At 61.7% G+C, this 20,954-nt stretch carries 20 protein-coding genes and 1 pseudogene; 10 read left to right on the top strand and 11 right to left on the bottom strand.

The annotated features are described in order from the left end of the window. Positions 1–4: 4 nt before the first annotated feature. From acnD to prpF, 3 genes are read left to right on the top strand one after another with little or no spacing between them, the layout of a single operon-like run. Positions 5–2,641 carry a Fe/S-dependent 2-methylisocitrate dehydratase AcnD gene (acnD, locus tag O987_RS07135; RefSeq protein WP_043371293.1) on the top strand — a complete coding sequence of 879 codons (2,637 nt, stop codon included), beginning with the start codon at positions 5–7 and terminating at the stop codon, positions 2,639–2,641. A 9-nt stretch (positions 2,642–2,650) separates the two neighbouring features. After that, entirely contained in the window at positions 2,651–3,226 is a 576-nt protein-coding gene (locus tag O987_RS07130; protein ID WP_043371292.1) for a 2'-5' RNA ligase family protein, read from the top strand. Between the two features lie 54 nt (positions 3,227–3,280). Beyond that, a complete protein-coding gene (gene prpF / locus O987_RS07125) occupies positions 3,281–4,474 on the top strand; it encodes a 2-methylaconitate cis-trans isomerase PrpF (RefSeq protein ID WP_003057481.1) in 1,194 nt (397 codons plus the stop codon). A 50-nt stretch (positions 4,475–4,524) separates the two neighbouring features. Here prpF and O987_RS07120 read toward each other — a convergent pair whose 3' ends face one another. Together O987_RS07120 and prpR are read right to left on the bottom strand one after the other, a co-directional pair. Continuing rightward, a complete protein-coding gene (locus O987_RS07120) occupies positions 4,525–5,472 on the bottom strand; it encodes a sensor domain-containing diguanylate cyclase (RefSeq protein WP_003057483.1) in 948 nt (315 codons plus the stop codon). Positions 5,473–5,665: 193 nt separating this feature from the next. Then, a pseudogene (prpR, locus tag O987_RS29750) lies at positions 5,666–7,676 on the bottom strand (propionate catabolism operon regulatory protein PrpR). Positions 7,677–7,859: 183 nt separating this feature from the next. Between prpR and O987_RS07110 the strand changes: the two are divergent. From O987_RS07110 to O987_RS07100, 3 genes are all read left to right on the top strand, one after another. After that, positions 7,860–8,834 carry a Bug family tripartite tricarboxylate transporter substrate binding protein gene (locus tag O987_RS07110; protein WP_043371290.1) on the top strand — a complete coding sequence of 325 codons (975 nt, stop codon included), beginning with the start codon at positions 7,860–7,862 and terminating at the stop codon, positions 8,832–8,834. A 75-nt stretch (positions 8,835–8,909) separates the two neighbouring features. Continuing rightward, on the top strand, positions 8,910–9,911 hold the full coding sequence (locus O987_RS07105; protein WP_043371289.1) for a Bug family tripartite tricarboxylate transporter substrate binding protein: 1,002 nt from the start codon (positions 8,910–8,912) through the stop codon (positions 9,909–9,911). Between the two features lie 125 nt (positions 9,912–10,036). After that, the gene (locus O987_RS07100; protein ID WP_043371287.1) at positions 10,037–10,897 is read left to right on the top strand and encodes an isocitrate lyase/PEP mutase family protein; all 861 of its coding nucleotides are present in this window, start codon (positions 10,037–10,039) and stop codon (positions 10,895–10,897) included. A 94-nt stretch (positions 10,898–10,991) separates the two neighbouring features. Here O987_RS07100 and O987_RS07095 read toward each other — a convergent pair whose 3' ends face one another. The 3 genes from O987_RS07095 to O987_RS07085 all read right to left on the bottom strand — a co-directional run bounded on the left by O987_RS07095 (position 10,992) and on the right by O987_RS07085 (position 12,422). Then, positions 10,992–11,276, bottom strand: coding sequence for a hypothetical protein (locus O987_RS07095; RefSeq protein ID WP_043371285.1), 285 nt, complete (start codon positions 11,274–11,276; stop codon positions 10,992–10,994). A gap of 184 nt (positions 11,277–11,460) precedes the next feature. Further along, positions 11,461–11,679, bottom strand: a complete 219-nt coding sequence (locus O987_RS07090) for a DUF4287 domain-containing protein (RefSeq protein ID WP_003057496.1) — start codon at positions 11,677–11,679, stop codon at positions 11,461–11,463. A 176-nt stretch (positions 11,680–11,855) separates the two neighbouring features. Then, the gene (locus tag O987_RS07085) at positions 11,856–12,422 is read right to left on the bottom strand and encodes a TetR/AcrR family transcriptional regulator (protein ID WP_019043269.1); all 567 of its coding nucleotides are present in this window, start codon (positions 12,420–12,422) and stop codon (positions 11,856–11,858) included. A gap of 150 nt (positions 12,423–12,572) precedes the next feature. On the opposite strand from O987_RS07085, the gene O987_RS07080 reads away from it, so the two are divergent. Beyond that, on the top strand, positions 12,573–13,790 hold the full coding sequence (locus O987_RS07080; RefSeq protein ID WP_003057499.1) for an MFS transporter: 1,218 nt from the start codon (positions 12,573–12,575) through the stop codon (positions 13,788–13,790). Between the two features lie 44 nt (positions 13,791–13,834). Here the strand turns inward: O987_RS07080 and O987_RS07075 are convergent, their stop codons facing one another. Beyond that, entirely contained in the window at positions 13,835–14,758 is a 924-nt protein-coding gene (locus O987_RS07075; RefSeq protein ID WP_043371283.1) for a LysR family transcriptional regulator, read from the bottom strand. 128 nt (positions 14,759–14,886) lie between these two features. On the opposite strand from O987_RS07075, the gene metE reads away from it, so the two are divergent. Both metE and O987_RS27775 read left to right on the top strand, forming a co-directional pair. After that, positions 14,887–17,208, top strand: a complete 2,322-nt coding sequence (gene metE, locus O987_RS07070) for a 5-methyltetrahydropteroyltriglutamate--homocysteine S-methyltransferase (protein ID WP_043371281.1) — start codon at positions 14,887–14,889, stop codon at positions 17,206–17,208. A 473-nt stretch (positions 17,209–17,681) separates the two neighbouring features. Beyond that, positions 17,682–17,990, top strand: coding sequence for a hypothetical protein (locus O987_RS27775; RefSeq protein ID WP_080731459.1), 309 nt, complete (start codon positions 17,682–17,684; stop codon positions 17,988–17,990). Between the two features lie 82 nt (positions 17,991–18,072). On the opposite strand, the gene O987_RS07065 is transcribed toward O987_RS27775, so the two are convergent. Genes O987_RS07065 through O987_RS07045 form a run of 5 tightly spaced genes read right to left on the bottom strand, consistent with a single transcriptional unit; the run spans position 18,073 to position 19,920 of the window. Further along, on the bottom strand, positions 18,073–18,372 hold the full coding sequence (locus O987_RS07065; protein WP_043371280.1) for a hypothetical protein: 300 nt from the start codon (positions 18,370–18,372) through the stop codon (positions 18,073–18,075). Further along, a complete protein-coding gene (locus O987_RS07060) occupies positions 18,372–18,767 on the bottom strand; it encodes a hypothetical protein (protein ID WP_051962133.1) in 396 nt (131 codons plus the stop codon). The genes O987_RS07065 and O987_RS07060 overlap by 1 nt, the downstream gene beginning before the upstream one ends. Then, the gene (locus tag O987_RS07055; protein ID WP_043371279.1) at positions 18,764–19,222 is read right to left on the bottom strand and encodes a D-Ala-D-Ala carboxypeptidase family metallohydrolase; all 459 of its coding nucleotides are present in this window, start codon (positions 19,220–19,222) and stop codon (positions 18,764–18,766) included. The genes O987_RS07060 and O987_RS07055 overlap by 4 nt, the downstream gene beginning before the upstream one ends. A 3-nt stretch (positions 19,223–19,225) precedes the next feature. Continuing rightward, positions 19,226–19,519 (bottom strand): hypothetical protein, encoded by a 294-nt coding sequence (locus tag O987_RS07050; protein ID WP_045839860.1) that lies wholly within the window; start codon positions 19,517–19,519, stop codon positions 19,226–19,228. Between the two features lie 2 nt (positions 19,520–19,521). Further along, positions 19,522–19,920, bottom strand: coding sequence for a hypothetical protein (locus tag O987_RS07045; protein WP_043371277.1), 399 nt, complete (start codon positions 19,918–19,920; stop codon positions 19,522–19,524). 128 nt (positions 19,921–20,048) lie between these two features. Between O987_RS07045 and O987_RS07040 the strand changes: the two genes are divergently transcribed. Continuing rightward, entirely contained in the window at positions 20,049–20,864 is an 816-nt protein-coding gene (locus O987_RS07040) for a class I SAM-dependent methyltransferase (RefSeq protein WP_043371276.1), read from the top strand. The last annotated feature ends 90 nt before the right edge of the window (positions 20,865–20,954 follow it).

The raw sequence follows: 20,954 nt of genomic DNA, 5'->3' as shown, positions 1-20,954 counted from the left end.
GACAATGAACACGCCCCAATTCCAGCCTTACCGCAAGCCCCTGCCAGGCAGTCAGCTTCACTACTTCGATGCGCAGGCTGCTGTGGAAGAGATCTCTCCCGGCGCTTGGGCCACCTTACCCTATACCAGCCGCGTCCATGCCGAAAACCTGGTGCGCCGTTGCAGCCCGGCCATTCTGGACGAATGCCTCACGCAAATCATTGACCGCAAGCGCGAGCGCGACTTTCCCTGGTTTCCGGCCCGCGTGGTCTGTCATGACATCCTGGGCCAGACGGCTCTCGTGGATCTGGCCGGCCTGCGTGATGCGATTGCCGGGCAAGGTGGCGATCCTGCCGCCGTCAATCCCGTGGTGCCCGTGCAGCTGATCGTGGACCACTCGCTGGCCGTGGAGTGCGGTGGCGACGATCCTCAAGCCTTTGAGAAAAACCGCGCCATCGAAGACCGGCGCAATGAAGACCGCTTTCATTTCATCGAGTGGTGCAAACAGGCCTTCAAGAATGTGGAGGTGATTCCGCCGGGCAACGGGATCATGCACCAGATCAATCTGGAGCGCATGAGCCCTGTGATCCATGCTATCGATGGTGAAGCATATCCCGATACTCTGGTGGGCACGGACAGTCACACGCCGCATGTCGATGCCCTGGGCGTGATCGCCGTGGGCGTGGGCGGGCTGGAGGCCGAGAGCGTGATGCTGGGTCGCGCATCGTGGATGCGCCTGCCCGAAATCGTTGGCGTGCAGCTGAGCGGCAAGCGTCAGAAAGGCATTACCGCCACCGATATCGTGCTGGCCCTGACCCAATTCCTGCGTCAGCAAAAAGTGGTGGGCAGCTATCTGGAGTTCCATGGCGAAGGCGCACGCAGCCTCTCCATCGGCGACCGCGCCACCATCTCGAACATGGCGCCCGAATACGGCGCCACGGCGGCCATGTTTGCGATCGACGAACAGACGATCGACTATCTGCGCCTGACGGGGCGCGAGCCCGAGCAGGTGCAACTGGTAGAGCGCTACGCCAAACAGGCAGGTCTGTGGGCAGACAGTCTGGAGAATGCCGAGTACGAACGTACGCTGAGCTTTGACCTGTCCGGCGTGGTGCGCAATATGGCCGGCCCTTCCAATCCACACGCCCGCCTGGCAACCAGCGAGCTTGCGGCAAGAGGCATTGCCGGTGAATGGACGCAAACCGATGGCAGGATGCCCGATGGAGCGGTCATCATTGCAGCCATTACCAGCTGCACCAATACCAGCAATCCACGCAATGTGATCGCGGCCGGCCTGCTGGCGCGCAATGCGCGCAATCTGGGTCTGACGCGCAAGCCCTGGGTCAAGACCTCTCTGGCTCCCGGCTCCAGGACCGTGCCGCTGTATCTGGAACACGCCGGTCTGCTGCATGACCTGGAGGCGCTGGGCTTTGGCGTGGTGGCCTTTGCCTGCACCACCTGCAACGGCATGAGCGGCGCACTCGATCCCGCCATTCAGCAGGAAATCGTGGATCGCGACCTCCACACCACCGCCGTGCTCTCCGGCAATCGCAACTTCGATGGCCGCATCCACCCCCAAGCCAGGCAGGCCTTCCTGGCTTCGCCGCCGCTGGTCGTGGCCTATGCGATTGCGGGCACCATCCGCTTCGATATCGAGAACGATGTGCTGGGCCTCTTCCAGGGCCGCGAGATCCGCTTGAAGGACATCTGGCCCAGCGACGAGGAAATCGATGCCGTGGCCAAGGCCGCCGTCCACCCCGAGCAGTTCCGCGCGGTCTATGAGCCCATGTTTGCCATCCGCGCAGACCAGGGCGAAAAGGTCGGGGCACTGTATGACTGGCGCCCGCAGAGCACCTATATCCGCCGCCCGCCCTACTGGGAGGGTGCGCTGGCCGCTAAGCGCACGCTGCGCGGCATGCGCCCACTGGCCATACTGCCCGACAACATCACCACCGATCATCTCTCGCCGTCCAACGCCATTCTGATGGACTCGGCCGCAGGAGAGTATCTGCACAAAATGGGTCTGCCCGAGGAGGACTTCAACTCCTATGCCACGCATCGCGGCGACCACCTGACCGCACAGCGCGCTACCTTTGCCAACCCCAAGCTCTTCAACGAAATGGTGGTGGACGACCAGGGCAAGGTGCGCCAGGGCTCTCTCGCCCGCGTCGAACCCGAAGGCCGGACGCTGCGCATGTGGGAAGCCATAGAGACCTATATGGAGCGCAAGCAGCCGCTGGTCATCATCGCCGGAGCCGACTATGGCCAGGGATCAAGCCGCGACTGGGCCGCCAAGGGCGTGCGCCTGGCCGGTGTGGAGGCCATCGTGGCCGAGGGCTTCGAGCGCATTCACCGCACCAATCTGATCGGTATGGGGGTGTTGCCGCTGGAGTTCCTGCCCGGCACAAGCCGCCACACACTGGGGTTGAATGGCACCGAGATCTTTGATGTCATCGGCCAGCGTAGCCCCCAGGCCACGCTTACACTTCATATCCACCGAACAACTGGTGCCCGCACCGAAGTGCCGGTGCTGTGTCGCCTAGATACCGCTGAGGAAGTCTCGATTTACGAGGCCGGTGGCGTGCTGCAGCGCTTTGCCCAGGACTTCCTGGCGGACAGCGCAGCGGCCGATTCCGCATCGACGGCTGAACTTGTGAACTAAGGAGCAGCGATGAGCCAGGCACGCATACTGATTGTCACCCAGCCCAAAAGCCCGGTACGTGATCGCCTGCGTGCCCGGATCAGCGCTTTGGGCCTGGATGAGGAGCTGGGCGAGCGGCTGTTCTCTCCAGACAACTGGCACCAGACCTGGTGTGGCCCGTTTGACTCGGGGCAAGAGGCAATGCTCGCCTTGTTGGCCGCAGGCAATGCCGTGCAAGAGGCGCAGCTGAAGGCCTTCGAGCTCAGCTTCAACCGCGTTCGCGGTGAGGTGGGCGAGCGCATTCACTGGTCTTTGCGCACCCGCGGACGTCCAGAGCCTTTCAACCGACTGCTGACAACGCTACAGACAGCGTTGGAATCCCACGGCTTCAAGGATGGCGGCCATGGACCGCATATCACCATCAGCTACAGAGCTCTGCATGCCCTGCCCACTAGGCGTATCGACCCCGTCGACTGGCTGATCGATGAGATCCAGCTGGTCGAGCGAACCGACACAGGCAAGCAGTTACGCTACCAGGTACTGCATCGCTGGCCATTGGCTTCCGGCTCTCCGCCTCGTCCTCAACAGCTACGCCTGTTTCACTGATTCAAGGCTCAAGCCCTGGCTTGAGCCTTGAATACCTTGTTTGTTTGCCATTCCATGTCCCTCACTTCGCAAATCCGCATTCCCGCCACCTATATGCGCGGAGGCACCAGCAAAGGTGTGTTCTTCAAGCTTCAGGATCTACCCGAAGCGGCCCGACAGCCCGGCCCTGTTCGCGACGCCATCTTTCTGCGCACCCTGGGCAGCCCCGACCCCTATGGCAAACAGATTGACGGCATGGGCAATGCCTCATCCTCCACCAGCAAGGGCGTGATCCTCAGCCAGAGCGCAAGCGCCGATCACGATGTGGACTATCTGTTTGGCCAGGTTTCCATCGATCAGCCTTTTGTGGACTGGAGCGGCAACTGCGGCAACCTGAGCGCTGCCGTCGGCCCCTGCGCCATTCACATGGGCCTGATTCCGGCCGAGCGCATTCCGCTCAACGGCGTGGCCACCATTCGCATCTGGCAAGCCAATATCGGCAAGACCATCGTCAACCATGTGCAGATCCGCGATGGCCAGGTGCAGGAGACCGGGGACTTCGAATTGGACGGCGTGACCTTTGCCGCTGCCGAAGTGGCCCTGGAGTTCCTGGATCCCGCCGATGAAGGTGAGGGCGGAGCGGCCATGTTTCCCACCGGCAATGTCTGCGACGAGCTGGACGTGCCCGGTGTCGGCCGCTTTTGCGCAACCCTCATCAATGCCGGCATTCCGACCATCTTTCTCGATGCCAGAGAGCTGGGCTATACCGGCTGCGAACTGCAGGATGCCATCAACGGCGATGGCCCCGCCCTGGCCAGGTTCGAAGCCATCCGCGCCCATGGCGCACTCAGGATGGGTCTGATCAAGCATCTGGACGAAGCCGCCACGCGCCAGCACACGCCCAAGATAGGCTTTGTGGCCCCTGCGCAAAGCTATATCGCCTCAAGCGGCAAAACCATTGCCGCCCGGGACATCGATCTCGTGGTGCGGGCGCTTTCCATGGGCAAGCTGCATCACGCCATGATGGGCACGGCCGCCGTCGCCATCGGCACGGCTGCCGCCATTCCCGGCACGCTGGTCAATCTGGCGGCGGGCGGCGGCGAGCGCCAGTCCGTGCGCTTTGGCCATCCCAGCGGCACCCTGCGTGTGGGGGCCGAAGCCAGGAGCGAGCATGGTCAATGGCTGGTCACCAAGGCCTTGATGAGCCGCAGCGCCCGCATTCTGATGGAAGGCTGGGTACGGGTGCCGGGCGAGGTGCTGCAGGCCTGACACCGGGTATGCCCTGCCGGGCGCCTGCCGCACGCAGGCCTGGGCAGGGTTCAAGCGCCCAAGATGACGCTTTCAATCCGGTGGCGGCCCTTGTTCTTGGCCGCATAGAGCTGCCGGTCCACGGCCTCTATAAAGCCGGCAGGTCGATCATGCTCTGCCGGCAGCACCGTGCCCGCACCAATGCTCATGGTGACCCGCCGGCCATGGGGCGACAGCGCATGCACGATGGACTGTTTCTGGATCAGGCGCTGGCAGCGCTCGGCCACTTTTTGCGCGGTTTCTGCATCGGCTTCGGGCAGCAGCACCACAAACTCCTCGCCACCGTAACGCGCCACCAGGTCACGCTGACCGTCCAGCGCCAGACGCAGGGTCTGCGCAATATCCACCAGACATTTGTCGCCCTGGATATGGCCGTACAAATCGTTGTATTGCTTGAAGAAATCAACATCGAACAGCAGCATGGACAGGGGCTTGCCATCGCTGCGCGTGCGCTCCCATTCCCGCTCGAAGCTGGTATCGAAGCAGCGCCGGTTGGCAATGCTGGTCAGACCATCCTTGAAGGAGAGCACCTCCAGCTCCTTCTGCAGACTGAGCAGCCTTTCCTCGGTCTTCTTGCGTTCGCTGATGTCGAACATGAAGCCGATCAGCGCCTGGGCCTCGCCTTGCGCATTGCGCACCACATGGACCACATCGCGAATCCAGACATAGCCGTTGTCCTTGGTCAGAGCGCGATAGTCAGCCTCATGGTCCACGCCAGCCTGGGACTGGCTCACGCAGAAATTCACCACATATTCGCGGTCATCGGGGTGCATGCGCATGGCCCAGTCCTCGACGCTGACCCAGCTCTCACGGCTCCAGCCAAGCAGGCTCTCGATCTGAGGGCCGATATAGGCGAACTTCATGGTCGCCCAGTCGATCTTCCAGGGAATGGCCTTGGTGGACTCCAGCAAGGTTCTATAGACCGCACTCTCGTTCTCAAGCTCGCTCACGTCGGACATAACCCGTCTCTCCCGATCCCAATCGATAAAACTCCAGCCTGCCTTGTGGTCCGTCCCGGCCTTGCCGCGCCTGCAGTCTTCGAGACCTCGAAAGCCCGAGGCTGGCAGGAGATTGTTGCGCCAGACGCCGGATTTCAGGCCGTGCATCCCAGCCATTGGCGAAAATAATACGTACGACAGCGCGGGACCCCGGCTAAGCCTTCATGCGCCGCCACAGAGTGGCCCGGCTGATGCCGAGAATTTCACAGGCCCGGCGCTGATCGCCCCCGACCGACTCCAGCACCTCGCGCAATCGCTTCTGTTCGGCAAGGCGACCCGCGTCTCTGAGCTGTGCCTGCCGGGGTGCGGCAGGCTCGGCCAGAGCCAGGCCATCGGCACACTCCGGGAAGACCTCAAGCAAGCGCGCCTTATCCAGAAAGCCGCCCCGGCCTGAGCCCAGATAGTCGCTGCAGGCCAGCAGACGCTCCACCCAGTTGTCGAGTTCACGGACGTTGCCGGGCCAGTCATGCGCCGCGGCCCTGGCCAGCAGTGCATCGAGCTGCTGCTCCACCCTGTCATGCAGTGCGCGGGGCAACCCGCTTGCAGCGCTCAGGCGCTGAGCCAGCATGGCGCGGCCCAGTTGCGCAATATCGGCAGTGCCACGCATTTGCAGCGAAGGCGTGCTCAGCCGCAGCACCGCCAGCCGGTAATAGAGGTCGCGGCGGAACTGGCCACGCCCGACCTGACCGGCCAGATCCGCATGGGTGGCGGCAATCACGCGCACATCCACGGGAATCGGCGTGGTGGAACCCACGCGCAATACCTCGCGCTCCTGCAGCACGCGCAACAAGCGTGATTGCAGCGCCAGCGGCATGTCGCCAATTTCATCGAGAAACAGGGTCCCGGTATGCGCAGCCTCTATCAAGCCGATCTTGCCGCCGCGCCTGGCTCCGGTAAAAGCGCCTTCCTCGTAACCGAAAAGCTCGCTCTCCAGCAAGCTTTCGCTGAGCGCTGCGCAGTTGACCGCCAGAAATGGCTGCTCTGCACGCCGTCCCGCGCTGTGAATGCCTTGCGCCACCAGCTCCTTGCCGGTCCCGCTTTCGCCCAGAACGAGCACCGTCGCATCGCTGTTCGCATACTGCCTGGCCAGCAGTCGCACGCGCTGGGCAGCGGGGCTGCTGCCCAGATAGTCCTCAATGCGCCAGCGCACACCGGCAGCTCTTTGCCGCTGACTGGCGCGCAGGCTGCGATCGGCCCGCTGGATCACGGCGGGATCGCGGCAGACCAGCAAAGCACCGCTCACCAGCCCGTTCTCCACAATGGGCGCACGTCGCACCACCAGGGTACGCAGGGCCAGTTGCACCACCTCTTCCCCCCCCCTCCTCACCCGCCAGTGCCCGGGCCGTGCCCAGGGTCGGAGCCACCTCGTCCAGCATGCGGCCGTGCAAGGCCTCGACCGGGCCCCCGAGCAAGGCGGCCATGCGTGGGTTCAGCGCGCAAATGCGGCCACGCTCGTCCACGGCCGCCACACCGTCCTGCAACTGATGCAACACGGTTTCCAGCCGTTGATGCCGGTCACGCTCGGCGCGGCGATGCCGGGCCAGCAGCATGGCGTCGCTGAGCGCCTGGCGCACCGAAATGTCGGAATACAGCAACACGCTGGCCATGCCCGCCTGCTCTGCCAGATCGGCCACCAGGCCCGGCGCCACCACGGCGCCAACGCCCGACTCCCTGAGTTTCTGCACGCAGGCCTGCGCGTCATGCGGACCTTGATAGGCGATCTGGACCAGACCCAGGCCGAACAGGCTGTCGAACTGCGCCACCACCGGCGACGGCACCTCGAAGTTGACCAGACCCACGCGCGGAGCTTCTTCGGTGGCCTGCAACTTGGCCTGGCGCAGCGCCTGCAGCAAATCCAGGCCACGCACTTCGACCATGGCCATTGGAATGTCCACGCGTTCTCGAATCCAGGCACCACTGGCTCCCGCCCCCACCAGGGCATCGATGGGCTGGCGCAGATTGAGCGCCTACACCTGGGCCACCGCATCGTCGAAAGAAGCCGAGATATGCGAGAACCTGGCCTCACCCGACCAGAGCTGTGCCAGCCGCTCCAGCACCCGCCCCACACGGTAACGGCCTACGGTGACGATGTGAGGCAAATGCGGCTGGCCAGCTGTCGGCATACGTTTGACGCCATCGTTCGATATCGCATTTGTTTCATTCATGAAAACGATTATTTCATTCTCAAAACAGAAGCCACACACCACCGCAGGCAGGCATTCCACAAAACCACAGAAACTCCAATGATTTCAATCACTTGAGATGCAAAGGGTTTTCCCTAGATCCGTCTGGCACAGTGCTTGCGGTAACAGCCCATACCAATAGGGATTTGGATCCAGGAGATATCCATGTTTTTGAACCGTCGCAATCTGCTTGTCCAGGCCTTGACTCTTTCCGTGCTGGGCGCAACTGGCCTGGCCCATGCCGCCGACTGGCCCACGCGCCCGATTCGCCTCGTGGTGCCGTTTTCCGCAGGCGGCGCCAATGACTTGATGGCCAGATCGGCGGCCGAAGGCGCCTCCAAGATCCTCGGCCAACCCGTGGTGATCGACAACCGCCCCGGCGCAGGTGGCACCGTGGGTGCCGATATCGTGGCCAAGGCCCAGCCCGATGGCTACACGCTGCTGGTCAGTGCGGCAGGCGTCATCTCCAACAGCATGATCAAGAAGACCATGCCTTTCAAGGATGATGCTCTGCAGCCCGTGGTGATGATTGGCCTGGCACCTTCGGTGATCGTGGTGCCCAAGAACGCGCCCTACAACAATCTGCGCGACTTCGTCGAAGCCTCGAAGAAGGGCGCAGGCTTCAACTTTGCCACCGCCGGCACGGGCAGCACGCCGCACTTCGTGGCCGAGATGCTGAATGTGAAATACGGTGCCAAGCTGCAGCCCGTGCCCTACAAGAGCGGTTCGGAGAGCACCACGGCCGTGCTGGGCGGCCAGGTTGAAGGCACGTCCGAAGCCAGCATCATCGCACTGCCGCACATCATTCATGAGGGCAAGTTCAAGCCTCTGGCCACGACCTGGACCCAGCGCATCTCCGCCTACCCCCAGCTCTCCACCGCCGTGGAGCAAGGCTTTGCCGACCTGCAGATCGCGCATTGGGCCGGCATTCACGCCCCCAAGGGCACACCACCCGCCATTCTGGACAAGCTGGCTGCTGCCGTGGACAAGGCCATGAAGGAGCCCGCCACCGTGGAAAAGCTCAAGGGCCTGGGCATCGAGCCGGTCGGCGGCACACGTGCGGAGTTCGTGAAGTTTGCCGATGCCGAGCGCAAGCGCCTGGGCGAGATCGTCAAGGCAGCTCATATGCAGGAAAAGTGAGCTGCGCAAAAAACATAGCAGCCAGCGCATGCCTCATATACGCTGGATCCTTATAACAATACCGAGACCTGATTCATGATTTCCCGTAGAAACGCCTTGCTCGGCGCCACTGCCTGCGCCGCTGCCACCACCGCCTTGCTGGGCGCTGCCCCTGCCGCTCTGGCCCAGGGCTCTGAAGCTTGGCCCACCCGCACCGTCAAGCTCATCGTCCCCTATGCAGCAGGCGGCTATGCCGACACCCGCGCACGCCTGATTGCCGACTCGCTGGGCAAGGTGCTGGGCCAGCCCGTGATCATCGACAACCGTGGCGGTGCCGGTGGCGTGACGGGCACGGATGCCATCGCCAAGGCCAACGACGGCCACACCTTCGGCTTCGGCTCTCCCGGCCCCCTGGTCACCAACCCCATGCTGATGAAGAAGATGCCCTATGACGCCAGGACGGCGTTCAAGCCCATCATCCTCATCGAGCAGGCCCCCCTGTTTCTGACCACGGCTCCCAACCAGCCCTTCAAGAGCGTCCAGCAACTGCTGGCCCATGCCAAGGCCAAGCCCGGCGATCTGACCTATGGCTCCTCGGGCGTGGGCGGGGCCCACCATCTGTCGGGCGAGCTGCTGGCCTACCAGACCCAGACCCAGCTGACCCATGTGCCCTACAAGGGCGGCTCGCTGGCGGCCTCCGACCTCATGGGCGGCCATCTGGCCATGATGTTCGAGATGGGCTACTCGGCCCTGCCTTCGATCAAGGCCAAAAAAATCAATGCCCTGGCCGTCTCCAGCAAGACCCGCCTGGCCGTGCTGCCCGACGTGCCTACTCTGGACGAAGCCGGGGTCAAGGGCTTTGAGTCGTACAACTGGCTGGGCATGATTGCGCCGGCCGGTACGCCCGACTCCGTGGTGGCCAAGCTCAACCAGGCCGTCAACGAAGCGCTCAAGAACGACAAGTCGCTGCGCCAGATGATCGAAAGCAGCGGCGGCCAGATCATGGGCGGCACGCCTCAGGCCTATGGCAAATACCTGGAGGCCGAGCGCGCCAAGTGGGGACCGGTGATCAAGAACGCGAATATTTCGCTGGACTAATCCTCAGCGGAGCTGCGAGGCAGCTCTGCCTGACTGCACCCGCCAGAAGTGCATGCTGCTATCAAACCTGATAGCTGGATACAGCCATCAGATAAGCGTCAAAGTCCTTTTCAACAAGAAATCTCATGAACCCGAAACAACAACTCAAGGCCCTGGCCGATGCCCGCCGCGGCGTCATCGTGCCCGGAGCCTTCAACGCCATGTCGGCGCGGCTGATCGCCGACCTGGGCTTTGAAGCCATCTATGTGACCGGTGCCGGCGTGACCAATATGTGGTTCGGCATGCCCGACCAGGGTTTTATGGGTCTCAGCGATATCGCCGACCATACGGCCCGCATCCGCGACGCCGTGGAGGTGCCGCTGCTGGTCGATGCCGACACCGGCTTTGGCAACGCCGTCAATACCTACCATACCGTGCGCACGCTGGAGCGTGCCGGTGCCGACTGCATTCAGCTCGAAGACCAGGTCAGCCCCAAGCGCTGCGGCCACTTCAATGGCAAGGCCGTGATCGAAACCAGCGAAATGCTGGGCAAGATCCGCGCCGCCGTCGATGCGCGCCGCGATAGCGGCACCCTCATCATGGCCCGTACCGACGCTGCAGCCGTCCATGGTTTTGAGGCCGCCATCGAACGCGCCCAGCAGTTCCAGGAAGCCGGCGCCGACATCCTGTTTGTCGAGGCGGTCACCCAGGCCGAAGAAGTGCGCGCCCTGCCGCTGCGTCTGCAAGCCCCGCAGCTCATGAATATGGTCATCGGCGGCAAGACCCCCATCTTCAACGCCGACGAACTGGGCGAGCTGGGCTATGGCTTTGTGCTCTACGCCAACGCCGCACTGCAAGGCGCCGTGGCCGGCATGCAAAAGTGCCTGACGCTGCTGCGTGACGATCACAAGGTTGATGAGGACCCTGCCATCGTTGCTCCGTTTCTTGAGCGCCAGCGCCTGGTGAGCAAGGACTTCTGGGATGGGCTGGAGCAGAAGTACCAGTAACCCCAGGGCATGTCCCGAGGAGCAGGCAGCGTGCAACGCCTGGACATCAAGCGTTGCACGCTGTTTTTTTGATCATCCCGCCTGGAGGCAGAGCCTATGGAGCAGGTCCTGGCCTGACCTTCAGCTCACGGCGACAGGCGCGCAGCATCTGGCGTGGGTAGCGGCTGCCATCCGCGAACAGGCTTTCTTCGTACTTCTGGCGGAGATGCCGCATATCCAGGTCCGATGTGGCAATCCGGCCCCGACCCGCCTTGAAGTCTGCAACCGCAGCTTTGTGCCATGCGCAGAAGATCGCCCAGACCATCAGCTGACGCGCCTCACTCCACGCTTTGGCATGGGCTTGCGCCATCTCCCAGTGTTCGGACAGTTGGGGAAACATCCGCCCCGTCGCCGGCCATGCGGCGTCCGTCAGAAATCCATATTTGCGATGGCCAGAGCCGCAACGCTTCACGGAGCACTTTCTTGAATTTCATGGGGATCGCTGGAGGTGCAGGGCTCGCGACGGATAGACAGTGCCAGGTCGCACGTCACTTCTGACGCCCGCGACTCGGCACGATGCACTCTCACTGGGCCCCGGATTGCGCCCGATGGTATGCGACCAGCGCGTTCGCATGTCCATGGCCGATGCCATGCTCGACCTTGAGATACGTGACCTGCTCCATATGTTTCTTGTCGTGCAGGCCTTCGAGAATCTTGATCCAGTGCGTGACCGGCTGGCCGTAGGTTTTCTCGATGGAGGGAAAGTAGGAGGCCGGGCCTTTGATCTTCGGTTCAGTTGTCATGTGCAGCTCCAAGGTTTGGGTGAAGAGTCATGCGCAAAGCATCACCGAAGCCCGGCCACTTTTCCATCAGGATTGCGCCGCATGCAACAGATACAGCAGCGCCGCCACTGTGTCTTCCTGAACCCGTCTTCGGTGGTCAGCCTGCAGACATCGAAGATACCCGCTTGGGCACCAGCTCAGGCCGCCTTCCAGCCCTGCAGCATCAGCTCCAGCGCCTGCAGGGCCTCGCTCAGGCGCTCGGGCGGGGCACCCTCCTCGGCAATCCAGAAAGCCGCTTCGATCAGGCAGCCGTTGAGCAACCTTGCCAGCGCCGCTGCACTGGCATTCACGATGATGCCCTCGTCGATGAGCTGCTGCAAAAAGCCCGCGATAAAAGCAATGCATTGCTGATGCTGCTGCCCCTGATCGGTACCGGTGAGCACAGAGCGCGCATCCTGCAGCACGATGCGACGAATCTCAGCCTCCTGCGCCATGGCCAGATAGGCCCGGCAATAGGCCAGAAAGCCTTCCCATGGATCGGCATGGCCTCGCAGCACGAGCTCCAGCCGCTGGTCCATTTCTTCATCCATCTGCGCCACCACGGCAGCCAGCAGACCAGGCTTGCCACCAAAGTGGTGATAGAGCGCGCCGCGCGTCAAACCGGCCTGCGCGGTCAACTCGTCCATCGCTGCCTGGGCATAGCCATGCTCGGCGAAAGCGCTGCGCGCCGCGCTGATCAGCTTGGCTCTGGTGGCTTCGATCATGCTGGCACGACTCTGGCGAACTTGGGTCACTGCGAACTCCCGGCAATATTCACATACAAAGCGTATGCCAATCATACGCGCTACCTCCCAAGCTCCTAGAATGTCACTCGCATACACAATGTATGCAAATGAATCTATGCAAGGGTTTCCATGTTGAATGCTTACCGCAAGCTGTTTACGGCGCCGGGCAGCACGGGTTTTGTGCTGGCCGGGCTGTTGGCGCGACTTCCGCTGTCCATGACGGGGATCGGCTTGATCACCATGCTGTCGCAGCAGCGCGGCGCCTATACGCTGGCAGGCATGGTGTCGGCCTGTTTCGCGCTCTCGATTGCCGTTCTGGCACCGCGCATCTCGGCGTTGGTTGACCGTTACGGCCAGTTCAGGGTGCTGCCGTTTGCGGCCGCCAGCAGTGCGCTGTCCATGCTGGCGCTGCTTGCCTGTGCCCACTGGCAGGGACCGGACTGGCTGCTGCTGGTACTGGCCGCTGCCGTCGGCAGCCTGCCCAGCATGCCAGCGATGGTTCGCGCCCGCTGGACGGCAATCTACAGCGGTACGCCTCAGTTGCAGACAGCGTTTGCCCTGGAGGGCGTGCTCGATGATCTGGCCTTTATCGTCGGCCCGCCACTGTCGGTGGGCCTCAGCATGCTGCTGTTCCCTGAGGCCGGCCCGCTGGCTGCGGCGCTGTTCCTCATCATCGGCGTGGGCCTGTTTGTGGTGCAACGCCGCACCGAACCACCTGTCAGCCCGCATACCGACTCGGAAAAAGGCAGGACTTCGTCGATGCTGCGCCAGCCTGTGGTGCGCACGCTGGCGCTGTTCATGCTGGCGCAAGGCGTCATCGTGGGCGTGATCGATGTGGCCAGCGTGGCCTTTGCCACGGCACAGGGCCAGCCTGGCATGGCCAGTGTGGTGCTGTCCTTCTATGCACTGGGCTCCTGCGCCATGGGCTTGCTGTTTGGCACGCTACGCCTGCAGATGCCGCTCAGCCGCCAGATCGTCTGGGTCGGGGCATCGGTCGCCATCTCCGCCCTGCCCCTGCTGCTGGCCAGCAATCTGACCGCACTCACGCTGGCCGTACTGCTGGCAGGCATTACCTTTGGCCCGACGATTACCGTGGCCATGAGCCTGGTGGAGCAGCAGGTACACACCAACCGCCTGACCGAGGGCATGACCTGGCTGCTGACCGGCCTCGCCAGCGGCGTGGCCCTGGGTGCAGCCGCTGCCGGCTGGCTGATCGACCACTGGGGCGCACAGCAATCGTTTGTGCTGACACTGCTGGCGGGCGGCGCCATGTGGCTGTGGGGCGTGCAAGCCGGACGGCAAGCCGACCGGGCGTCGGCACCGGGCATGACGGCCATCAACATGTGAATCAGCCGTCATCGATTATCCAGCAATAGATTTAAGCTATCTTTTCAGGAGTCTTTCTGAGGAGGTGCCGCAGCAGGCAGAGCCAGGCCAGGTGCTCGTGCCAGCGCAATAAAGGCCTGTAGATAGTCGGTATGCAACTCTGCCTCGCGCGCGCCGAGGTAGATCTGCTTGGCTATCCCCTTGCTGCCCAGCTTCACGGGTACGACGGCCATCTTTTCGGCATATTCCAGAGCCAGCCAGCGCGGCAGGGCCGCGACACCCCGGCCGCTGGCGACCATCTGCATCATGATGTCGGTGGTCTCTATGGTTTTATGGCGCCTGGGGGCAATGCCTTTGGGCAGCAAAAACTGGGTATAGATATCGAGCCGGTCTACGGCCACGGGATAGGTAATCAGCACCTCGCGAGACAGATCACCTGGCTTGACATGGCCGGCCTGGGCCAGGGCGTGATCCGCAGCCACCACCAGCACCTGCTCATAGTCAAAGACGGGCTCAAAGTGCAGACCCGGCTTGAACAGCGGATCGGGGGTGACCAGCATGTCGATCTCATAGCCGAACAGCGCACCGATGCCGCCAAACTGAAACTTCTGCTTCACGTCCACGTCCACATCGGGCCAGGCGGCCAGATAGGGTGAGACGATTTTCAGCAGCCACTGGTAGCAAGGATGGCATTCCATGCCGATGCGCAAGCTGCCACGCTCTCCCTGGGCAAATTGCTGCAAACGTGACTCGGCCAGATCCAGCTGAGGCAGCACGCGATTGGCCACCGCCAGCAGGTATTGACCCGCCTGCGTCAAGCGCAGGCTGCGCCCTTCACGCAGCCAGACATCGGTGCCGAGCTGGGCTTCCAGCTTTCTCATGCTGTGGCTCAGGGCGGACTGTGTGACGCACAACACATCGGCTGCCGCAGTCAAAGAGCCTTGTTTTTCAACCTGTTGCACGATGGCGAGATGGATACGCTCAATCATCTGTGAACACAATTCATGGATACATGAGAAAAAACCATTTTACTTCATGCATCGATTCAAAGAACATCCAGCCCGCTGACCCGAGCCACTCTGGCCATGGGCCAAAGATCAAAAGACTGGATTTCTGCATGACGACTATTCACAACCTGGGCTTTCCTCGCATCGGCGCAAAGCGCGAATTGAAGTTCGCGCTGGAGTCCTACTGGAGAGGCGAGACCTCGCGCGATGCGCTCAAGGCGCTGGGCGCCGAGCTGCGCCAACGCCACTGGGGTGCCCAGCAAGAGCTGGACTGGGTGCCCGTGGGCGACTTCGCTTTCTACGACCAGGTACTGGACATGAGCTTTACGCTGGGCAATCTGCCCGAACGGGTGCAAGGCTTCGAAGGCGATGCGCTGGACAACTACTTTCGCGTGGCCCGCGGCCGTTCGGCCATCACGGCCGAATTCCGCAGTACCGGCCACACCCACTGCTGCGCTGGCGTCGCCGCTGGCGAGATGACCAAGTGGTTTGACACCAACTACCACTACATCGTGCCCGAGTTCAGCTCGACCACCGAATTCAAGCTCGATGCATCGCGCCTGCTGGAACAACTGGCCGAAGCCAGGGCACAAGGCATACAGGCCAAACCGGTTCTCATCGGCCCCGTCACCTATCTGGCGCTGGGCAAGGCCAAGGACGGCGCCGGCAAGCTGGAGCTGCTGCAACGCCTGCTGCCAGTCTATGCCCAGCTGCTGGATGTGCTGGCGACCCAGGGCGTGGAATGGGTGCAGATGGACGAGCCCATTCTGGTCACCGAGCTCGATGGCGACTGGCAACATGCGTTCAACACTGCCTACCACCACCTCAAGAGCTGCAGGGTCAAGCTGCTGCTGGCGACCTATTTCGGCCAGTTGGCCGAGAACAAGTATCTGGCAGCAAACCTGCCCGTGGCCGGCCTGCACATCGATGCCGTCAATGGTCAGGACGATGTGCGGCAACTGCTGGGTCTGCTTCCTGCACACAAGGTGTTGTCCCTGGGGGTGATCAACGGCCGCAATATCTGGAAAACCGATCTGAATGCCGTGCTCGACTGGGTGGAGCCGCTGGCCGAGCGCCTAGGCGAGCGTCTCTGGATTGCGCCATCGTGCTCCTTGCTGCATGTACCCGTGGATCTGAACAGCGAGCAAAGGCTGGATCCCGACATCAAGTCCTGGCTGGCCTATGCGCTGCAAAAGCTCGATGAGCTGCGCGTGCTGGGCAATGCTTTGCGCCATGGCCGAGATTGCGTCAAGCCCGAACTGGCCGATAACGCTGCCGCTCTGGCCGCCCGCCGCAGCTCTCCCCGCGTCCACAGCCCTGCGGTGCAAGCGGCAATCAGGCAGATCAGCCCCGAGCAGGGCCAGCGCCAGAGCAGCTACGAAGCACGCGCCCCCAAGCAAGCCCGCCTGCTCAAGCTGCCAGCCTTCCCGACCACCACCATCGGCTCTTTCCCACAGACGGCAGAGATCCGCCAGGCACGCAGCGAATTCAAGGCCGGTCGCCTGGATTTCGCCCGCTACCAAGGCGCCATGCGCGCCGAGATCGAACGCTGCGTGCAAGAGCAGGAGGCCCTGGGGCTGGACGTGCTCGTGCATGGCGAGGCCGAGCGCAACGACATGGTCGAATATTTCGGCGAACAGCTCGACGGTTATGCCTTCAGCCAGTTCGGCTGGGTCCAGTCCTATGGCTCACGCTGCGTCAAGCCGCCCATTCTGTTCGGCGACATCAGCCGCCCCAAGGCGATGACGACGGAATGGATCCAGTACGCCCAGTCCTTGACCCGCAAACCCATGAAAGGCATGCTGACAGGCCCGGTCACCATTCTGAACTGGTCATTCGTGCGCGACGACCAGCCGCGCGCCACATCCTGCTATCAGCTGGCTCTGGCGATTCGCGCAGAAGTGCTGGATCTGGAAAGAGCCGGCGTGCGCGTGATCCAGATCGACGAGGCCGCATTGCGCGAGGGCTTGCCATTGCGCAAATCACAATGGCAGGAATACCTGCACTGGGCCGTGGAGTCATTCCGCATCAGCGCCAATGGCGTTGCCGATGCAACCCAGATTCACACCCATATGTGCTATTCGGAGTTCAACGACATCATGGCGTCGATTGCGGCCATGGATGCCGACGTGATCACCATAGAGACTTCGCGCTCGGACATGGAGTTGCTGAAGGCTTTCGAGCACTTCGACTACCCCAATGAGATCGGCCCGGGGGTCTACGACATCCACTCGCCCAATATTCCCACCAAGGCAGACATTCTGCAGCTCATGCAGAAGGCCGCAGAGCGCATTCCCGCCGAACGCCTCTGGGTCAATCCCGACTGCGGCCTCAAGACACGCCAATGGGCCGAAGTGATTCCCGCTCTGCAGCATATGGTAGACGCCGCCAAGACCTTGCGCCAAGGTGTCGCGCTGACCGAAACCGTCTGAACCGAGGCCCTGCGGCCTTTGGCGTTCGGCCCAGGCATTGCCTGGGCTTTTTCATGGCGAGCGGCAGACAGCCTGCAGCGGCCGCATGAGCGCCCGGTGGCAAGAACGCGGCCGCCCGCTGCCCCATGTGCAGCCATATGCAGCTCTTCAACCACACGAAAGCAGGCACATAAAGCAAAAAGCCCTGCAGACTGTTATCTGCAGGGCTTGTGCCACAAGTTTGGAGGCGCGAACCAGAGTCGAACTGGTCTAACCGGATTTGCAATCCATGAAGCAGATTAAGAATCAAAGACTTAGGTTCAAACCGCTCAGCACCACAGAAAGCACCTTGAGGCAAAGCATCCAAGCCACCGGCTGCACTAACGGTGCATTAGTTCCTAACATCTACAAGTCATCGGTTTGGGACTCCTTATATTTGTAACAAATCAATTCGTGAGCTAGGATGGGAATCCTTCCACAAAAAGGCTTCCATAGTGACTGATTTCACAAAATCCGATTTGTTTTATACCGACTACTCCGACAGTGCAGTGCCTGGAGATGATCCCAAGAAAACTAAAGAAGACCGCACACGCGTCAGCCGTCATGAGTCTTATGAGGTTGTGACACTTATTAACTCCATAAGTTTCACAAAGGGCACCACAGAAGCTGGAATCAAAAGAGGACGTCAAATCATCGAATGGATGATTCACGAACATTTACCCTCGAACATCCAAGGACGGGATAACGTGAAAAAATGGATTACTGATAATTTCAGTACCTTGAAGCCTAGCTTTCCGCGCTAGTTTTCAAGACGAGTAAAAATTACCCAAAATACGCGGTAAGCAAAAAAAGCCTCCCCCAGTGCCGAAGCACCAGGGGAGGCTTTCATTTTTCTACCGCTCGCAGCGGCCGCTTGCAGTTGGCCAGGGCCGTCCGCAGTTGGATCTCATAGCCCTCGCGGCGCTCAAGCTCGGCGCCGGAAGCTTGGACGTACATGTCCACGTCAGCACCGGCCGGCAGATGCTCGGTCGGCATATTGGGACGCTCAGGCTCAGATTCATCGCAGGGCACCGGCACAGCGACCTTTACCTGCTGAATCTCGACCTTCGCCGGCGGCGCAGCACCGCAACCAGCCAGGAGGACAGCGGCCGCCAGCGCAGCCGAGAGTAGGGGTAGACGGCGCATTACTGACCTCCTCCAGTCTTCCGGGACGCCAGCAGCTCAGCCACTCGGGCCTGTGCGCTCGCGCATGCATCGCCTGGCACAGCGGCCGGCGTGCTCAGGATCTTGTCTGCGCGGGCCTTGTGGCCAGCAGCAATCGCAGCAGCCTGTGCGCGGGCCTGGTCGCGCTCCTGCTTGAGACCTTCACCGGCCAGAAGCAATGCATCGACCGCCTTTGTGCACACGTCTGCACCCGCGCGCGCCAAAGACTCCTTGTCGGCCGCATGATTGGCATCGGATCTGGCCAGGGTTGCAGCGTCACGCTGCCCCACGTACATCAAGACAAGGCCCACATTGCCCGCCAAGCTCAGCAGCAGCGCCAGGGCAAGCGCTGCAGCAATCTTTGCTGCGGCCGTCATACCGACTGAATCCCCACCAAAGTGGCTTTGCCGTGGACCGTTATCACGCGATTGACCGCCTGCAGCGGAATGCGCGTAGAGAGATGCACCCACTGAGCGCCGCCCACGCTTTCATAGATGATCTGGCCGATGCCCAGCGCAGAGATCTGCGGCGCCAGAGCCTTGGCCACCTCATAGGGCGTTCCGTATGTGGGAACCTTCACATCCGCCGCCATGCCCTGCGCGTGGTCGCTCGATGTCACACCGCCCACAGCGGCATTCACTTGGCGATTGCGATAGCCACTGGTGACGATGACCGCCTTGCCACCGAGAAAGCTGCGCACGCGCTCCAGCATCTGGGCGGTGCGATGCAGCTGCTGCAGTGCATCCGCGGTTGGGGTGTTGTCCACCCCGAGCTTGCGCGCCGAGCTGCTGGCCACCAGCTCGGCCAAGGTGAAATGTTCTGTCAACTTCATACTTCAACCCTCCTTAAAACGGGTGCGAATGATGAGAAAAGTGAAGCCTGCGATGACGCAGACATCGGCAAGGGTTGGGGGTGTCGGCCGCAGCCATGGCGCCACCAGGGCGCCGGCACCACCGAGAGCGAGCAGCGCCCAGGCGATGGCTTTGAGCCAGGCCACCAGGCGAGTGCGTGGAGCGAGCCCTGGCATGCAGGGCGCGGTGCGCTCCAGCTTGTTGAGCGCCTCGGCCACAACGACCAGGCCGCAGAGCCAGTGCAGCACGCTGAGCAAAGTAATCACGGGATAGAACATGGTCAGCCCCCTTCCGCTTGGCCCTGCTTCGGCAGGTACTTGCCAATGAACGACCGCAGAAAGCTCTGCGCGCCAGCCCCGACAATGCAAGCCATCGACAGCAGGACGGACTCAGGCACGTTGGCCACAAGCAGCACCAGAGGCGTGAGATAGCCCGCCGTGAGAGAGCTGGCTCCGGCCACGGCCATGCGGCGAAAAGCCAAGCGCACCATGTCCCGCAATGTGTCGTTGCTGCCCGGCACGGTGTTCAGCAAAATGATTGCGATCAGGCTGCCCAAAAAGCCGGCGAGCAGCACGTCAGCACGTAGCCCCAGCGGCACCCCAAATGCCGTGAGCGCTTGCGTGGAGACGGCTGCGCCGACGATGGTCACTGCCGTCGCGGTCGATGAAGGTTCTGCCATCTGTCGCCCTCCCTCGGGCATAAAAAAAGCCACCCGCAGGTGGCAACAAGCAACCGCCCGAAGGCGGCGGAAGATCTCTACTCAGAGGTATCTAGAATTGAGCATTACTCAACATAAGCAAAACCGACATGACGCAGCAAGACACAGAAGCCGCACGGAAGACACGGACTGGACACTGGAGCACATATCCGACGACAAAGGCTCGGCGTATCGATGGTTTCTACAAGACCCACCCCACCGATGCACATGCACGGAACGTCATGGTTTCGGCGCTGTCCTCAGTGCTGGAGAAAGGGCGAGTTCTGGATGTCGGCTGCGGCACCGGAGATGTCACGGTCGCCATTCATGACGCAGGCTATGAGGTGACGGGTCTCGACATCTCAAAAGGCATGCTTGAGGTGTTCAAGGAGAATTCAGGTCATCGCGATATCCCCCTCATCATTGGCGATATCTTTGAAATGAAGGCACCCGAGCAGAAATTCGATGCAATTACCTGCCGCTATGTTTTTTCGCACTACCAAGACTTCGGCTTACTGCTAGGAAAAATATCCGAGTACGTTCGCCCAGGCGGTTACATGATCTTTGACACCTTCGCCAGCGAAGCCATCGAGAATGCCTCTACGCTTCTTGATAAACCTGCTGACGAAATCTCAAGCAAAGTATTCGGCACCTTAGCGAACTTCTCCGATTCAGAACTTGAAAAATTCTGCTCGGACAACAATCTTTCGCTTGTTGCACGCCATGCGTCCGCATTTTTTCACCGCAATCCATTGTTTGCGGCACATGCCTCAGACATCGCCACTTATGACAGTGAACTTGCCGCACACACAGACCATCCTGAGGTGCGCAAGTTCATGTCGTGGTTCCAGGCTGCTGTTGCGTCAAAGCTGCCGTCCAACCTCAGCGGTGCCGTTATCAATATCGTTCAGAAGCTGCCGGCATAACCCCCTCCAGTTCCGATCGAAGGTCTGTAGCCTCTGAATCCAGCCCAGCAAGAAGGTGGCGATCTTCTTGTTGGGCAGTGCCCGCGACGA

Origin of the sequence: Comamonas testosteroni TK102, assembly GCF_000739375.1 — a bacterium.
Taxonomy (GTDB): Bacteria; Pseudomonadota; Gammaproteobacteria; order Burkholderiales; family Burkholderiaceae_C; genus Comamonas; species Comamonas brasiliensis.
Note: the sequence above shows the minus strand (reverse complement) of the source record. Positions and strands in the feature narration are given on the sequence as shown.

What these genes read in the sequence shown, in the direction of transcription:
- acnD (WP_043371293.1), top strand. Translation starts at nt 5, where the DNA reads ATGAACACGCCCCAATTCCAGCCTTACCGCAAGCCCCTGCCAGGCAGT.
- metE (WP_043371281.1), top strand. Translation starts at nt 14,887, where the DNA reads ATGACGACTATTCACAACCTGGGCTTTCCTCGCATCGGCGCAAAGCGC.
- O987_RS07090 (WP_003057496.1), bottom strand. Translation starts at nt 11,679, where the DNA reads ATGACAACTGAACCGAAGATCAAAGGCCCGGCCTCCTACTTTCCCTCC.
- O987_RS07105 (WP_043371289.1), top strand. Translation starts at nt 8,910, where the DNA reads ATGATTTCCCGTAGAAACGCCTTGCTCGGCGCCACTGCCTGCGCCGCT.
- prpF (WP_003057481.1), top strand. Translation starts at nt 3,281, where the DNA reads ATGTCCCTCACTTCGCAAATCCGCATTCCCGCCACCTATATGCGCGGA.
- O987_RS07040 (WP_043371276.1), top strand. Translation starts at nt 20,049, where the DNA reads ATGACGCAGCAAGACACAGAAGCCGCACGGAAGACACGGACTGGACAC.
- O987_RS07055 (WP_043371279.1), bottom strand. Translation starts at nt 19,222, where the DNA reads ATGAAGTTGACAGAACATTTCACCTTGGCCGAGCTGGTGGCCAGCAGC.
- O987_RS07060 (WP_051962133.1), bottom strand. Translation starts at nt 18,767, where the DNA reads ATGACGGCCGCAGCAAAGATTGCTGCAGCGCTTGCCCTGGCGCTGCTG.
- O987_RS07080 (WP_003057499.1), top strand. Translation starts at nt 12,573, where the DNA reads ATGTTGAATGCTTACCGCAAGCTGTTTACGGCGCCGGGCAGCACGGGT.
- O987_RS07065 (WP_043371280.1), bottom strand. Translation starts at nt 18,372, where the DNA reads ATGCGCCGTCTACCCCTACTCTCGGCTGCGCTGGCGGCCGCTGTCCTC.
- O987_RS07075 (WP_043371283.1), bottom strand. Translation starts at nt 14,758, where the DNA reads ATGATTGAGCGTATCCATCTCGCCATCGTGCAACAGGTTGAAAAACAA.
- O987_RS07100 (WP_043371287.1), top strand. Translation starts at nt 10,037, where the DNA reads ATGAACCCGAAACAACAACTCAAGGCCCTGGCCGATGCCCGCCGCGGC.
- O987_RS07050 (WP_045839860.1), bottom strand. Translation starts at nt 19,519, where the DNA reads ATGTTCTATCCCGTGATTACTTTGCTCAGCGTGCTGCACTGGCTCTGC.
- O987_RS07110 (WP_043371290.1), top strand. Translation starts at nt 7,860, where the DNA reads ATGTTTTTGAACCGTCGCAATCTGCTTGTCCAGGCCTTGACTCTTTCC.
- O987_RS07120 (WP_003057483.1), bottom strand. Translation starts at nt 5,472, where the DNA reads ATGTCCGACGTGAGCGAGCTTGAGAACGAGAGTGCGGTCTATAGAACC.
- O987_RS07095 (WP_043371285.1), bottom strand. Translation starts at nt 11,276, where the DNA reads ATGTTTCCCCAACTGTCCGAACACTGGGAGATGGCGCAAGCCCATGCC.
- O987_RS07045 (WP_043371277.1), bottom strand. Translation starts at nt 19,920, where the DNA reads ATGGCAGAACCTTCATCGACCGCGACGGCAGTGACCATCGTCGGCGCA.
- O987_RS07130 (WP_043371292.1), top strand. Translation starts at nt 2,651, where the DNA reads ATGAGCCAGGCACGCATACTGATTGTCACCCAGCCCAAAAGCCCGGTA.
- O987_RS07085 (WP_019043269.1), bottom strand. Translation starts at nt 12,422, where the DNA reads ATGATCGAAGCCACCAGAGCCAAGCTGATCAGCGCGGCGCGCAGCGCT.